Below are 14,716 nucleotides of genomic sequence, written 5' to 3'. Positions count from 1 at the left end.
AGCCGGCGCGGCCCCACGCCAGGGATACCGCGCAACCGGCTTCGCCGGGTCGCCGGTATCGCCCCCTCGAGGGGGAGGCACCGCGGGCGCTTCGGGGGTGTTTCATCTCAAGCATGGAGGGGAAAGATCGGTTCCACTTCGCGGTAGTCGCGCGGAATGATCACCTTGATGTCGTTCTTCACCACCTGCGTCATGAGCGGCTGCGCGCCCTCGTTCTGGCCGTTGACGAACTTCGTCGGGCCATACGGCATGATGTGATTGGAGAAGGTGCTCTTCTCCAGCGCGTCGATGATGGCGGCGCGGTCGGTGGACTTGGCGCGCTCCAGCGCATCGGCCAGCACCCACATGGCGGTGTAGGTCATGAAGACCTCGTAGCTGAAGAACTGCCCCTGGGCCTCGACGCGCTTCCTGAGTTCCTGCGAGCGCTTGTCCTTGGGGTTGAACCAGTGGTTGCAGTCGATGATGCCGTTGGCCGCGTCCGGAAACTCCTTGACGAACTTGTAGCTGGAGGCGGCGCCGCCGAGCACCGAGAAGATGGCCTTGGGCGCGACCTTCTGCTGCTGCATGGTGCGCACGAGCAGCGCGTACTCGTTGTAGTAGTTGGCCGGGATCACGATGTCGGGGTTGATCGACTTCATGCGCAGCACGATGTTGTTGAAGTCGCGCGTGGGGTTGGCGTGCTTGACGACTTCCTTGACCTCGAAGCCGTAGCCCGGTAGTTCGCGCGCCAGGAGCTGGGCGGTGCCGGAGCCGAAGAGCGACTCCTCGTGGATGATCATGACGGTCTTGGCCGGGCTGCCGGCGGCCTTGTTGAGCACCAGCAGGTTGGCCATGGCGACTTCGGTCGACTTGCGGTAGCCGGGGCCGAAGCGGAAGGTGTTCTTCAGGCCGCGCTCGACGATCTGGTCGGCGACGCCGACGTCGACGACGTGGGGCAGGTTGTACTTGGCGGCGGCCTGGGTGGTGGCCAGGCAGATGGCGGAGGCGAAGGCGCCGACGATGGCGGACACGCCGGCTTCGTTCATCTTCTCGACTTCGGCGGCGCCGGCCTGCGGCTGGGATTGGGCGTCGCCGAGCAGCGCCTCGATGTGCGCGCCGCCGAGGGACTTGATGCCGCCGGCCTTGTTGATGTCCTCGATGGCGAGCTGGGCGCCGAGGCGGCATTGCTGGCCCGAGTAGGCGAGCGCGCCGGTGACGGGGTGGAGCACGCCGACCTTGACGGTCTTGGTCTGCGCGCTGGCGACCAGGGGGAATGCGATGGCGGAAGCCACGGCGGCGGAGTGCGACATGAAGCGGCGACGGTTTTGCATGGCTTTCCTTTTTCTCTCTTCAGTTGAACTGGGCTGACACATCCTGGCTGACCCACACCTTGGCATCGATGCTGCCGACGCGGGAGAGCTGCATTTCGTAGGTGTAGCGGTCGGGCCGGTAGAAGCCGTGCAGCCACTGCACGGGTCGTTCGGCGTCGTCGTAGATGAGGCGGCGCACGGCCAGCAGGGCCGAGCCGACGGACACTTCGAGGTGCTGGGCGAGCACGTTGTCGGCCAGGCGCGCCGAGATGGTCTGATGGGCGCGGCCGACCTTGACGCCGGACTCTTCGAGCAGCACGAGGATGGGCTTCTTCGCCAGTTCGCGGCGGCCGAACTGGCGCGCGATGTCGGCCGGAACGTAGGTGGTGATGTGGGAAAGCGGGCCTTCTCGGGTGGAGCGCACGCGCACGGCTTTCTGCACGGGGTCGCCGAGCTGGAGCTGCAGCGCTTCGGCGACCTGGGTGGAGGCGGAGACGGTGGCGACGTCGATGACCTTGACGGAGGTGTGCAACCCCATGGTGACGAGGTTCTCGAGCAGGCCACGGAGGTTGGCGCGTTCGACGCTGGCACCGGCGCGGGCCTCGGCCGCCATGGAAGGGGTGACGGGCCGGGTTCGGCGGCCGGGGTTGCGCGAGATCAGGCCTTCGTCAGACAAGCGCTGCAGCGCGCGGCGCACGGTGACGCGCGCCATGCCGAATTGCTCCATCAAGGCCAGCTCGCCAGGGAGGCCCTCGGCGAAACGGCCCTCCTCCAATTGCTCTCGCAACACCAGGTAGATCTGGTGGTATTTCGGCAAGGGCATTTGCGACATGGGCGCGATGGTTCTGCACTTCTAATGTTCTGTCAATGGGACATTTGATGATTGAGGAATGCTCGGGCTGTTTACTGAATGTTTGTGCGTCCCATGGAAGCACGCCCGGCATGCGGTGCGGGCCGCATACCGGGCTCCGGGGTGTGCAAACACCGAGGGCGCCTCCAACGGATCAACCTTCGCGCAACAACGAAGCGTCCGGCGGAGGGATCACCGCCCCCCCGCCGCGCCCCTTCACTGAAGCCGTGCCAAGGGGTTCGCACCCATTGCAGGCGCGAACCTCGACTCACAGCTTGAACGGAACGACTTCCTGCCGCTGCTCGCCCAGCCCTTCGATGCCCAGCGTCATCACATCGCCCTTCTTCAGAAAGAGTGGCGGCTTCATGCCCAGGCCCACGCCGGGTGGCGTGCCGGTCGTGATCACGTCACCGGGCATCAGCGTCATGAACTGGCTCACGTAGCTCACGATCTTCGCGACGCTGAAGATCATGGTCTTGGTGCTGCCGGACTGCATGCGCTTGCCGTTGAGGTCCAGCCACATCGACAGCTTCTGCGGATTGGGAACTTCATCGCGCGTCACCAGCCAGGGCCCGAGCGGGCCGAAGGTGTCGCACCCCTTGCCCTTGTCCCAGGTGCCGCCGCGCTCGATCTGGAATTCGCGCTCGCTGACATCGTTGATGGTGCAGTAGCCGGCCACGAAGTTGAGCGCGTCCTTCTGCGAAACGTAGCGCGCACGTGCGCCGATCACCACGCCGAGCTCGACTTCCCAGTCGCTCTTGACCGAGTTCTTGGGCAGCATGACCGGATCGTTCGGGCCCTGGATGCAGCTCGTCGCCTTCATGAAGACCACCGGCTCGGCGGGAATCGGCAGGCCCGACTCGGCCGCGTGGTCTGCGTAGTTCAGCCCGATGGCAATGAACTTGCCGACGTTGGCAACCGGGCTGCCGTAGCGCGGCTTGCCCTTGACCAGCGGCAGCTTGTCGACCTTCTGCTTGCGCAGCTTGGCCAGCGCGGCATCGCCGAGCTGCTCGGGGCCGATGTCCTTGACCACCGCGCTCAGGTCGCGCAGCTTGCCTTCGTCATCGATCAGGCCCGGCTTCTCCTTGCCAGGGTTGCCATAGCGAACGAGTTTCATGTTGTCCTTTCAGTTTGTGAGTCGAGTGTATTCAAGCCAGGGGCCGCCGCGCCCGGCCGCCCGAAGCGGCCGGCCCGCCCCCGGCAGGGGGAAGGCGCAGCGACACGAAGTGCGCGCAGCCTGGGGGCGAGCCATCAATAGGCGAGCCATCAATACGTGGAGCGCCCACCGGAGAGATCGAATACGGCACCCGTCGAGAACGAGCAGTCCTCCGTACAGAGCCAGCCCACCATCGCCGCGACCTCCTCCACCGTGCCGAAACGGCCCATCGGGATCTTGGACAGCATGAAGGCAATGTGGTCGGGCGTCATCTGCTCGAAGATCGCGGTCTTCACCGCCGCCGGCGTCACGCAGTTGACGCGGATGCCGGTGTCGGCCAGCTCCTTGCCGAGCGACTTGGTCAGCGCGATGACCGCCGCCTTGCTCGCGCTGTACGCGCTGGCATTGGGGTTGCCCTCCTTGCCCGCGACCGAGGCGATGTTGACGATGCGGCCGTAGTTCTGCCTGCGCATCTGCGCCGAGACTTCGCGGCAGCAGATGAACAGCCCCGTGACGTTCACCTCCATCACCTGCCGCCAGGCATCCACCGGATAGTCCCAGACCTTGGTGTTCGGCCCGGTGATGCCGGCGCTGTTGACCAGCGCGTCGATGCCCGGCGCATGCGCGAGCGTGTCGGCAACCGCCCGCGCGACCGAGGCCTGCTCGCTCACGTCGACCGTGAGCGCGAAAGCCCTGGCGCCGAGTTCGGCGGCGGCCCTGGCCGCCGCCTCGCCGTCGCGGTCCCAGATCGTGACACTGCCGCCCGAGGCCAGCAGGCGCCGCGCAATGCCATGGCCCAGGCCCGTCGCCCCACCGGTGATGACGGCATGCCGCCCGCCGAAGTCGAGCTGGTTCATATCATGATGCCGCCGTCGACGGTGAAGGCCTGGCCGGTGGCGAAGACCGATTCGTCGCTGGCAAGGAAGACCACCACCGGCGCGATTTCCTCGGCCTTGGCGAGCCGGCCCATCGGCTGGCGCGCGATGAAGGCCTTGCGCGCCTCCTCCGGGTCGACGTTGGCGTTGATGCGGTCGCCGAGCGAGGGCGTGTCGACGGTGCCGGGGCAGACGGCATTGCAGCGGATGCCCTTGGCAACGAAGTCGGCGGCGACGCTCTTCGTCAGCCCGAGCACGGCCGCCTTGCTGGTGCCGTAGACAAAACGGCTGGGCAGGCCCTTCATGCTGGAACACACGCTGGCCATGTTGATGATGCTGCCGCGCCCGGCGGCGAGCATGCCGGGCAGCACGGCCTGGATGGTCCAGAACTGGGCGCGCACGTTGAGGTGGAAGGCGAATTCAAGTTCGTCGTCGCTGGCCTGCAGCACGGTGCCGTTGTGCACCACGCCGGCGCAGTTGAAGAGCACGTCGAGCGTGGGCAGCCCTTTCACGAGCGCCTGGATGGCGGCCTTGTCGAGCACGTCGAGCCTGGCGGTCTTGATGTTGGCGACGCCGGCGTAGCTCTCGAGCAGCTTTTCGTTGACGTCGGTCGCCCAGACCTGCGCGCCCTCGGCCGCGAGCGCGAGCGCGCTGGCGCGGCCGATGCCTTGTCCGGCCGCGGTGACGAGCGCGGTCTTGCCTTGGAGTCTCATGGGATGTCCTTCTGGTGTCTTGGCTGGTGGTTCAGGGTTTCGCCCGATGGATGCGCGATACTGCGGATCGTATTCTGGATTGGCCTGACCACTTGTCCAATTCAGGACAACCCTTAACCCCTCCCCCGAGCCCTTCGAACCCCGTGCCGCTGCAGACCGTCGAGCCCAAGCGCCTCTATCGCCAGATCGCCGATCAGCTGCGCACGCTGATCGCGAAGGGCGAGTTCGCGGTCAGCGCGCGACTGCCGGCCGAGCGCGACCTGGCCCGGCAGCTCGGCGTGAGCCGGCCTTCGGTACGCGAGGCGCTGATCGCGCTGGAGGTCGAGGGCTGGGTCGAGGTGCGCACCGGCTCCGGCGTGTACGTGCTGGACCGTTCGCACCGCGCGGCGGCGCCGGTGGCGGCGACCGAATGGGGCCCGCTGGAGCTGATCCGCGCGCGGCGCGTGGTCGAGGGCGAGACGGCTGCGCTGGCGGCCACGCTGCGCAAGCGGCGCGACCTGGACGCGATGGCGAGCGCCATCGAAGCGATGCGCGAGATGGCCGACGGCAACGTGATGCCGCTCGATGGCGACCGGGCCTTCCACATGGCGATCGTCGAGGCCTGCGGCAACGCGGTGCTGTCGGAGACGGTGCAGGGCTTCTGGGATTCGCGCCGCGGCCCGATCTTCACGCGGCTGGGCGGCTACTTCGAGACGGTCAAGTCATGGCGCAGCGCGATCGCGGAGCACGAGGCCATCCTCGGGGCGATCCAGGCGCGCGACCCCGAGGCCGCGCGCGCGGCGATGCACGAGCACATGGACAAGTCCCATCAGCGATTCAGCGCGAGCTGGCGGCGGGCGCAGGCATCCTGACATGCCGCCACGGCCAATGAAGTTACCGACAATGCTTTCCTGTTCTTCCAGGCACCTCACGAGACACACACACGATGAACCCCTTTATCCGTCTCCATCCCGCCGATGACGTGGTCATCGCGCGCGGCCAGCTGGTCGGCGGCACGCCGGTCGAAGGCGTCACGGCGCGCGGCCTGATCCCGCCGGGCCACAAGGTCGCCGTGCGCGCCATCGCCCAGGGCGAGCCGGTGCGCCGCTACAACCAGATCATCGGCTTCGCGAGCAAGCCGATCGCGCCCGGCGAGCATGTGCACACGCACAACCTCGACATGGGCCCCGACAAGGGCCACTTCGAGCGCGACTACGCCTTCGGTGCCGACGTGAAACCGGCGCCCGCGCGGCGCGAGGCCACGTTCATGGGCATCCGGCGCGCCGACGGCCGCGTGGCCACGCGCAACTACATCGGTGTGCTGACCAGCGTGAACTGCTCGGCCACGGCCGCGCGCGCAATCGCCGACCACTTCTCGCGCAAGACGAACCCGGCCGCGCTCGCCGACTACCCGAACGTGGACGGCGTGGTCGCGCTCACGCACGGCACGGGATGCGGCATGGACACCGGCGGCATGGGCATGCAGATCCTGGAGCGCACGCTCACGGGCTATGCGACGCACGCGAATTTCGCGGCGGTGCTGGTGGTGGGCCTGGGCTGCGAGGCGAACCAGATCAACGCCTGGCTGGCGACGGGCAACCTGAGCGAGGGCGAGAACTTCCGCGTGTTCAACATCCAGGACACGGGCGGTACGCGCAAGACCGTGGAGAAGGGCGTGGCACTGATCCACGAGATGCTGCCGCGCGCAAACGCGGTGAAGCGCGAGCCCTGCAGCGCGGCGCACATCACGATCGGGCTGCAGTGCGGCGGCTCGGACGGGTACTCGGGCATCAGCGCGAATCCGGCGCTCGGGGCGGCGGTCGATCTGCTGGTGGCGCACGGCGGCACAGCCATTCTTTCGGAGACGCCGGAGGTGTATGGGGCCGAGCATCTGCTGACGCGGCGTGCGGTGCGGCGCGAGGTCGGCGAGAAGCTGGTCGAGCGCATCCGCTGGTGGGAGCACTACACGGAGATCAACGAAGGCGAGATGAACAACAACCCTTCGCCGGGCAACAAGGCGGGCGGGCTCACGACCATCCTGGAGAAGTCGCTGGGCGCGGTGGCCAAGGGCGGCACGAGCAATCTGGAGGCGGTGTACGAGTACGCGGAGCCGGTGACGGCACACGGCTTCGTCTACATGGACACGCCGGGCTATGACCCGGTGAGCGCGACCGGGCAGGTGGCGGGCGGCGCCAACATGATCTGCTTCACCACCGGGCGCGGCTCGGCCTATGGCTGCGCGCCCTCGCCTTCGCTGAAGCTGGCGACCAACTCCGCGCTGTGGCAGCGGCAGGAGGAAGACATGGACATCAACTGCGGTGAGATCGTCGAAGGCACGGTGTCGATCCAGGAGATGGGGCAACGCATCTTCGAGATGGTGCTTGCGACGGCATCGGGTGAGCTCTCGAAGAGCGAGAAACATGGCTACGGCCAGAACGAATTCGTGCCCTGGCAAGTCGGCGCCGTGATGTGAGCCCTGCGGCATTTCACTTCGCTTCGCCAGGTTTCATTCGCCCCCGCGAGGGGCGCGGCGCGCCGCCTGGAGGCGGCCCGGCGGCGGCCGCTACTTGAACATCAAACAGGAAGAACAATCTATGTCGATCACACTTCAAGCTTCGAACCTGCGCACGCAGGTCGCCGCCATCATCGCCGGCACCGGCAGCTCGCAGGCCGAGGCCGAGCAGGTCGCGGCCAATCTCGTTCTTGCCAATCTCAGCGGGCACGATTCGCATGGCGTGGGCATGGTGCCGCGCTATGTGGATGCCGCGGCCGAGGGCGGGCTCAAGCCCAATGCGGCGGTGAAGATCAATCTCGACGCCGGGGTGATGCTGGCGCTCGACGGCCAGCGCGGCTACGGGCAGATCATCGGCGGGCAGGCGATGGAGCTCGGCATCGCGCGCGCGCGGCAGCATGGCAGTTGCATCATGTCGCTCGCCAATACGCACCACCTGGGGCGCATCGGCCACTTTGCGGAGATGGCGACGGCGCAAGGTCTGGTCTCGATGCATTTCGTCAACGTTCTTTCGCGGCCGGTGGTGGCGCCCTGGGGCGGCGGGGACGGGCGCTTCGGCACCAACCCATGCTGCATCGGCGTGCCGCTGGCGGGGTCGGAGCCCTTCCTGCTGGACTTCGCGACCAGCCGTGTGGCGCAGGGCAAGATGCGCGTGGCCTACAACAAGGGCGAGCGCGTGGCGCCGGGCACGCTGATCGACGAGCATGGCGCGCCGACCGACAACCCCGGCGTCGTGGTGGTGCCTCAGAGCAACGGCCTTTTCGGCGCACTGATGACTTTCGGCGAGCACAAGGGTTACGGCATGGCGGTGGCCTGCGAACTGCTCGGCGGCGCGCTGACCGGCGGCGGCACCTGGCATCGGCCCGCGGACAACGCGCGCACGGTGCTCAACGGCATGCTGACGGTGCTGATCGATCCGGCCAGGCTCGGCACGCAGGCGAGCTTCGAGCAGGAAGCGCGCGCCTTCATCGAATGGCTTCGCCAGAGCCCTCCGGGCGCCGGCTTCGACGCGGTACAGATCGCGGGCGAGCCCGAGCGTCAGGCGCGTGCGATACGCGAGCGCGAAGGTATCTGGCTTGACGGCGCGACCTGGAAGGAAATCGTCGAAGCCGGACACAAGGTCGGGGTGACGGTCGGCTGAAAGACCTCATTCCTTGCCCCGATCCATCAGGAAGTTGTGCCGCCTTTCTGTGGATAAGCTTGTGAGTAGTGGCGGGAGGGATTCGCGCGAGGCCTGACGCGACGGGCCTTCCCGACGTGTTGCCTGCGGAACAGGCAGCCGGGCCTCAGTGCTGTTCCGTCGAATTGATGTAGGGGGAAGGCGAGGGAACGTTGGCCGTCGCATAGCGGTCGGGATTGCGCTGCCGGTCGATGTCGCATTGCGCCCCGAGCGACACGGCCGCCGAGACGCCTCCGCCCAGCGCCGCGAATCCCAGCAGCTTGCCCAGCGAAGACGAGGCCACCGCCCCGAGGGCTGCCGAGCTCAGCCCCGGGAGCGCGCCCGAGGTGCGGCTGATGTAGGCCGCGGTGGAAGCGCGCCCCACCGCGCCCAATTCCATGCTGTCCACGAAATTGCGCGCGGCCGAATTCAACCCTCTGCCGACCGCCGAGGAGGACCCGCACATCACCAGGGAGAGCGAAGCGCCGGCCCGCCCCACGAGACCGACGGCCCCGATATCCCCGCGACGGTGGCGCCTACGCCCGTCCACGAGGAAGCCTGCTCCAGGCGGTCGGCCAACGCGCCGTCGCCCCGCGCGCGCGTCACGACCTCTCCGATATGAAGACCGGCCGATGCGCCGGACAACGCAACACCGACGCCACTGATAGTGTGAAATCTCACACCACTCCCATTTCTGGTAGGTTGCCAATCGCTGCAAGCCGCAATTCCACGGCTTTCTTCAATGTCACCGGCCTGCAGCGCGCGCCGGAATTGGCGTCAGCGCGGTGCGTCGCCCTTGCGGTACTCGGCGGTCAATTCGTCGAGGCGTTTCTTCAGGTCGGGGTCGAGCCTGTACTGCGCGGCCGCGAGCGTCGCATCCAGCTGCTCCGGCCGGCTGGCACCCAGCAGGGGCGCGGTGATCAAGGGATTGGCCATGACCCATGCGACGGCTAGGGTGGCGAGCGGGACACCGGCCTCGTCGGCAAGCTTGTGCAGCTGCGCGACGGTGGCGAAGCTGCGCTCGTTCCAGTAGCGGTCCTGGTACATCGCGCCGGCGGTGCCGAGCTTGAAGCGGGTGTTGTCCTGCGGCGCGGAGCCGGCCTGGTACTTGCCAGTGAGGAGCCCGCCCGCGAGCGGGTTGTAGGGGATCACGCCGAGCCCTTCTTCCTCGGCCAGCGGCAGCAGCTCGCGCTCGATCTCCCGAAAGAGCAGGCTGTAGCGCGGCTGCACCGAGACGAAACGCGTCAGCTTGCCCAGTTCGGCGCGGCCGAGCGCTCGCGCGAGCCGGTAGGCCAGGAAGTTGGAGACGCCGACGTAGCGGGCGCGGCCGGAGCGCACGATCGTGTCGAGGGCCTCGATGCTTTCGTCGAGCGGCGTGTTGCGGTCGTCCTGGTGCAGCTGGTACAGGTCGACGTGGTCGGTCTTCAGCCGCCGGAGGGATGCGTCGATGGCATCGAGCAGGTGCTTGCGAGAAGCGCCCTGGTCCCAGCTGTGGGGGCCGACCTTGCCGACCGCCTTGGTCGCGAGGATGACGCCGGCGCGCCCTGCGGGACCCCTGGCCTGCAGCCAGTTTCCGATGATCTCCTCGGTGCGGCCGGTGGTCTCGACGGTGCCGCCGAGGGGGTATACGTCGGCGGTGTCGATGAAATTGATGCCGCCCTCGGTGGCCTTGTCGAGGATGCGGTGCGAGACGGCCTCCTCGGTCTGCAGGCCGAAGGTCATGGTGCCGAGGGCGAGCCGCGACACGGTGAGGCCAGTGCGGCCGAGGCGGGTGGTGGGGATGCTCATGGGGTTTGCTCCGATCTCGTTCGCTGGGTGGCGATCATATGCAGCGCAGCGGGATCGTGCTTGCCCCGTGCTCAGCTCTTGCTGTCGGCGTGCGCCGGCTTGCCGACCTGGATCGTCGCCTCGTCGCCCTTGATCCTCGCCTGCACGGCCTTGACCGCCTTGTCGACGCGCGCGCCGTAGTCGGCGTCGGCCTGGCGGAAGTGGCCGACGGCGCGATCGATGATGTCCTGGCGCGTGACGGCGCCGAGGCTGCCGGCGATGTTGTTCGCCAGGCACTGTTTCGCGGCCTCGTCCATCAGGCGGTAGAGGTCGCCGGCCTGCACAAAGTCGTTGTCGGCGGGGTGCCGGGTCCAGGCGTGGCTGCCGGTCCAGCCATGGATCTCGAGCGGCGCGTACAGGGGCTCGTCGCTCTGCTTGGGCGCGTCGCTGAAGCTGTTGGGCTCGTAGTTGGGGCCGCGGCCGCCGTTGTCGTAGCGCATGGCGCCGTCGCGGCCGTAGTTGGCGGCCTTGGTGGCGTGCGGGCAATTCACCGGCAGCTGGGTATGGTTGATGCCCAGGCGGTAGCGCTGAGTGTCGCCGTAGCTGAAGAGGCGACCCTGCAGCATCTTGTCGGGGGAAGGGCCGATGCCGCGCACGAAGTTGGCGGGGTTGAAGGCGGCCTGCTCGATCTCGGCGAAGTAGTTGTCGGGGTTGCGGTTGAGCGTGAGCGTGCCGATGTCGATCTTGGGGTAGTCCTTGTGCGACCAGACCTTGGTGAGGTCGAAGGGGTTGAAGCGATAGCTCTGCGCCTCGGCCACCGGCATGATCTGGACCTGCACGCGCCAGCTGGGGAACTCGCCGCGCTCGATGGCGTGCAGCAGGTCGAGGTGATGGTGGTTCGGGTTCTCGCCGCCGACGCGCTGCGCTTCTTCGGCGGTGAAGCACTCGATGCCCTGGCGGGTCTTGAAGTGGTACTTGACCCAGAAGGCCTCGCCCTTGGCGTTGACCCACTGGAAGGTGTGCGAGCCGAAGCCGTCCATGTGGCGGTAGCTCCTGGGGATGCCGCGATCGCCGAAGAGCCAGGTGAACTGGTGCGTGGCTTCGGGCGAGAGCGAGAAGAAGTCCCAGGCGTTGTTCGGCTCCTGCACATGGCTGTAGGGGTCGCGCTTCTGCGAGTGGATGAAGTCGGGGAACTTGAGCGGGTCGCGGATGAAGAAGACGGGCGTGTTGTTGCCGACGAGGTCGTAGTTGCCCTCTTCGGTGTAGAACTTGAGGGCGAAGCCGCGCGGGTCGCGCACGGTGTCGGCCGAGCCCAGTTCGAGCGCGACGGTGGAGAAGCGCGCCAGCACCTCGGTCTTCTTGCCGACCTGGCTCAGGAAGCGGGCGCGGGTCCATTTGCTGACGTCGGCGGTGACTTCGAAGGTGCCGAAGGCGCCCGATCCGCGGGCATGCACGACGCGCTCCGGAATGCGCTCGCGGTCGAAGCGGGCGAGCTTCTCGATGAGGTGATGGTCCTGCATCAGCACCGGGCCGTTGGGGCCGGCGGTCTGGGACTGCTGGTTGTTCTCGACCGGTGCGCCGGCCTCGGTCGTGAGCTTGCGGGATGCTGTCATGGCGGGGGTTCCTCTCTTGGTTCTGGAGCCATGAATTCTGGACACCGGGAGAACACTTGGGGATGACATCCGCCTATCCCGGCGATAGGTGGCGATCGCCGCCGGAATGCTTCAGAGCATCAGCGCGACGGCGGCTTCCAGATGCTCGGAGGGCGCGCGCCGGAAGCCCGAGCGCGCGAAGCGCTGGAGGCGGCCGACGATGAAGGCCGTGAGGGTCGATGCCCGCACCTGCGCGTCGACGCTGGGCGTGGCCGAGCCGTCCGCCGCCGCCTCGCCGCGCAAGGCCTGGCGCAGGGTGGACTCGATCTTGTCGAAGAACTGATTCATGCGCGCCTGCAGGCGCTCGTTCTCGAAGACCAGTGCGTCGCCGACCATCACGCGCGTCATGCCCGGGTTCTTTTCGGCGAACTGCACCAGCATCGCGATGATGCGCGCGGCCTGCTCGCGGCCCGGCGCCTCGCGTTCGGTGATCTGGTTGACGAGGGTGAAGACGCTTTGCTCGATGAAGTCGATCAGCCCCTCGAACATCTGCGCCTTGCTGGCGAAGTGCCGGTAGAGCGCTGCTTCGCTGACCTCGAGCCGAGCCGCGAGGGCGGCGGTCGTCACGCGCTCCGCGCCGGGCTGTTCGAGCATGGCGGCCAGGGCCTGGAGAATCTGCACACGCCGCTCACCCGGCTTGGGGCGCTTGCGCGTCGGCGTGGCCACCGGTCCGGAACTCTCTGGAACCTCGGGGGCTCCTGTCTCGTCGTTCTGCATTGGGCGCGTGCAAAATGTAAAAAATTGATTCTCGCACAGCGCAGTTAGCGCGCGCCAACCGGGCATGCCCTTGCTTGTCGCGCAGAATCAAAGGGTCTATTGACGGCGAGGGAGCCAGCGGATGAGCCAATCGATACTTGTGACGGGCGGAGCCGGGTTCATCGGCAGCCATACCTGCGTGGCCCTGGCGGCGGCGGGCTATACGCCGGTGGTGCTCGACAACCTCTGCAACAGCGACGTGCGCGTGATGGACAGGCTGGCGCGCATCATCGGGCGCGCGCCGCGGTTCATCGAGGGCGATGTGCGGGACCGGGCGCTGCTCGACAGGGTCTTCGGGGCGCAGCCGATCGCCGGCGTGATCCACTTCGCCGGACTGAAGGCGGTGGGCGATTCGGTGGCCGACCCGATCAAGTACTACGACAACAACGTGCACGGCAGCTTCGTGCTGGCGGCGGCGATGCAGGCGGCAGGCGTGAAGACCTTCATCTTCTCGTCATCGGCTACGGTGTACGGCGACCCCGAGCGCTCGCCGATCCCGGAGGATGCGCCGCGCCGGCCGGCCAACCCCTACGGCCGCTCGAAGCTGATGGTGGAAGAGGCGCTGGCCGACCTGCAGCACGCCGACCCCGAGTGGCGCGTGGCGCTGCTGCGCTACTTCAACCCAGTGGGCGCGCATGAGAGCGGGCTGATCGGCGAGCACCCGCAGGGCAAGCCGAACAACCTGATGCCTTTCGTCTGCCAGGTGGCGGTGGGGCTGCGCGACAGGCTCTCGGTGCATGGTGGAGACTACCCGACGCCGGACGGCACCGGCGTGCGCGACTACGTGCACGTGATGGACCTGGCCGAGGGCCACGTGGCCGCGCTGCGCCACGCCGAGAAGCAGCCGGGATTGGTGACGCTCAACCTGGGCACCGGGCAGGGCGCGTCGGTGCTGGACGTGGTGAAGGCCTTCGAGCGCGCGAGCGGCAAGGCCATTGCGTACGAGATCGCGCCTCGGCGGCCGGGGGACGTGGCGGCCTACTGGGGCGATCCTTCGCTGGCGCAAGCCACGCTGGGATGGCGCGCTCGGCGGGGGCTGGACCAGATGTGTGCCGACAGCTGGCGCTGGCAGCAGGCGAATCCGCGCGGCTACGAGGAGCCCTGAATGGCTCAGCGCGCCCGGATCATGGTCCCGTAGGCCTGATCCGTCAGGATCTCCAGCAGCATCGCGTGCGGCACGCGCCCGTCGATGATGTGAACCGCGTTGACGCCGCTCTTGGCCGCGTCGAGGGCGCCTTCGATCTTCGGCAGCATGCCGCCGGAGATGGTGCCGTCGGCGAAGAGCTCGTCGATTTCGCGCGCGCTCAGGTTGGTCAGCAGCTTGCCGTTCTTGTCGAGGACGCCGGGCGTGTTGGTGAGCAGCATGAGCTTCTCGGCCTTCAGCACGGTCGCGAGCTTGCCGGCGACGACGTCGGCGTTGATGTTGTAGCTCTCGTTGTTCTCGCCGAAGCCGATGGGGCTCACGACGGGGATGAAGGCGTCTTCCTGCAGCGCGATGACAACGCTGGGGTCGATGGCGACGATGTCGCCGACCTGGCCCACGTCATGGTGCACGGTGGGGTCGCTGCGGTCGGCGAGCTTGAGCTTCTGGGCGCGGATCAGGCCGCCGTCGCGCCCGGTCAGGCCCACGGCCTTGCCGCCGGCCTGGTTGATGAGGCCCACGATGTCCTGCTGGACTTCGCCGGCGAGGACCCATTCGACGACCTCCATGGTCTCGGAGTCGGTCACGCGCATGCCCTGGATGAAGTGGCCTTTCTTGCCGAGCCGGTTGAGGGCCGCCTCGATCTGCGGGCCGCCGCCGTGAACCACCACGGGGTTCATGCCGACGAGCTTGAGCAGCACCACGTCCTCGGCGAAGTCGGCCTGCAGGCCGGGATCGGTCATGGCATTGCCGCCGTACTTGATGACGATCGTCTTGCCGTGGAACTTGCGGATGTAGGGCAGCGCCTGGGCCAGGATTTCGGCCTTGTCGCGAGGGGGGATGTTGAGGACGGGGTCGGTCATGGCC

Annotated in this window: 14 protein-coding genes; 4 read left to right on the top strand and 10 right to left on the bottom strand. The window is 67.6% G+C overall.

The genetic code is table 11. The features are described 5' to 3' along the window. Positions 1 to 107: 107 nt before the first annotated feature. From AC1DNF_RS15095 to AC1DNF_RS15075, 5 genes are all read right to left on the bottom strand, one after another. On the bottom strand, positions 108 to 1,310 hold the full coding sequence (locus AC1DNF_RS15095) for an ABC transporter substrate-binding protein (RefSeq protein WP_478149420.1): 1,203 nt from the start codon (positions 1,308 to 1,310) through the stop codon (positions 108 to 110). A gap of 19 nt (positions 1,311 to 1,329) precedes the next feature. Next, positions 1,330 to 2,112, bottom strand: a complete 783-nt coding sequence (locus AC1DNF_RS15090) for a GntR family transcriptional regulator (RefSeq protein WP_478149496.1) — start codon at positions 2,110 to 2,112, stop codon at positions 1,330 to 1,332. A 295-nt stretch (positions 2,113 to 2,407) separates the two neighbouring features. After that, positions 2,408 to 3,256, bottom strand: a complete 849-nt coding sequence (locus tag AC1DNF_RS15085; RefSeq protein WP_478149419.1) for a fumarylacetoacetate hydrolase family protein — start codon at positions 3,254 to 3,256, stop codon at positions 2,408 to 2,410. 149 nt (positions 3,257 to 3,405) lie between these two features. Continuing rightward, the gene (locus tag AC1DNF_RS15080) at positions 3,406 to 4,152 is read right to left on the bottom strand and encodes an SDR family NAD(P)-dependent oxidoreductase (protein ID WP_478149418.1); all 747 of its coding nucleotides are present in this window, start codon (positions 4,150 to 4,152) and stop codon (positions 3,406 to 3,408) included. Beyond that, complete coding sequence (locus AC1DNF_RS15075) at positions 4,149 to 4,883, bottom strand: SDR family oxidoreductase (RefSeq protein WP_478149417.1); 735 nt, start codon at positions 4,881 to 4,883, stop codon at positions 4,149 to 4,151. The genes AC1DNF_RS15080 and AC1DNF_RS15075 overlap by 4 nt, the downstream gene beginning before the upstream one ends. 143 nt (positions 4,884 to 5,026) lie before the next feature. Between AC1DNF_RS15075 and AC1DNF_RS15070 the strand changes: the two genes are divergently transcribed. The 3 genes from AC1DNF_RS15070 to AC1DNF_RS15060 all read left to right on the top strand — a co-directional run bounded on the left by AC1DNF_RS15070 (position 5,027) and on the right by AC1DNF_RS15060 (position 8,515). Next, complete coding sequence (locus AC1DNF_RS15070; RefSeq protein WP_478149416.1) at positions 5,027 to 5,734, top strand: FadR/GntR family transcriptional regulator; 708 nt, start codon at positions 5,027 to 5,029, stop codon at positions 5,732 to 5,734. A gap of 74 nt (positions 5,735 to 5,808) precedes the next feature. Further along, positions 5,809 to 7,335 (top strand): UxaA family hydrolase, encoded by a 1,527-nt coding sequence (locus tag AC1DNF_RS15065; protein ID WP_478149415.1) that lies wholly within the window; start codon positions 5,809 to 5,811, stop codon positions 7,333 to 7,335. A gap of 121 nt (positions 7,336 to 7,456) precedes the next feature. Beyond that, a complete protein-coding gene (locus tag AC1DNF_RS15060; RefSeq protein WP_478149414.1) occupies positions 7,457 to 8,515 on the top strand; it encodes a malate/lactate/ureidoglycolate dehydrogenase in 1,059 nt (352 codons plus the stop codon). Between the two features lie 145 nt (positions 8,516 to 8,660). On the opposite strand, the gene AC1DNF_RS15055 is transcribed toward AC1DNF_RS15060, so the two are convergent. From AC1DNF_RS15055 to slmA, 4 genes are all read right to left on the bottom strand, one after another. Then, a complete protein-coding gene (locus AC1DNF_RS15055; RefSeq protein WP_478149413.1) occupies positions 8,661 to 8,933 on the bottom strand; it encodes a hypothetical protein in 273 nt (90 codons plus the stop codon). Between the two features lie 377 nt (positions 8,934 to 9,310). Next, positions 9,311 to 10,321, bottom strand: a complete 1,011-nt coding sequence (locus AC1DNF_RS15050) for an aldo/keto reductase (RefSeq protein ID WP_478149412.1) — start codon at positions 10,319 to 10,321, stop codon at positions 9,311 to 9,313. A gap of 71 nt (positions 10,322 to 10,392) precedes the next feature. Further along, positions 10,393 to 11,913, bottom strand: coding sequence for a catalase (locus AC1DNF_RS15045; protein WP_478149411.1), 1,521 nt, complete (start codon positions 11,911 to 11,913; stop codon positions 10,393 to 10,395). Positions 11,914 to 12,024: 111 nt separating this feature from the next. Then, entirely contained in the window at positions 12,025 to 12,669 is a 645-nt protein-coding gene (gene slmA, locus AC1DNF_RS15040) for a nucleoid occlusion factor SlmA (protein ID WP_478149410.1), read from the bottom strand. 121 nt (positions 12,670 to 12,790) lie between these two features. On the opposite strand from slmA, the gene galE reads away from it, so the two are divergent. Further along, complete coding sequence (gene galE, locus AC1DNF_RS15035; protein WP_478149409.1) at positions 12,791 to 13,813, top strand: UDP-glucose 4-epimerase GalE; 1,023 nt, start codon at positions 12,791 to 12,793, stop codon at positions 13,811 to 13,813. A 5-nt stretch (positions 13,814 to 13,818) separates the two neighbouring features. Here the strand turns inward: galE and argB are convergent, their stop codons facing one another. Further along, positions 13,819 to 14,712, bottom strand: coding sequence for an acetylglutamate kinase (gene argB, locus AC1DNF_RS15030; RefSeq protein WP_478149408.1), 894 nt, complete (start codon positions 14,710 to 14,712; stop codon positions 13,819 to 13,821). Between the last annotated feature and the right edge of the window lie 4 nt (positions 14,713 to 14,716).

The organism is Variovorax sp. 01T432, assembly GCF_056398605.1.
Note: the sequence above shows the minus strand (reverse complement) of the source record. Positions and strands in the feature narration are given on the sequence as shown.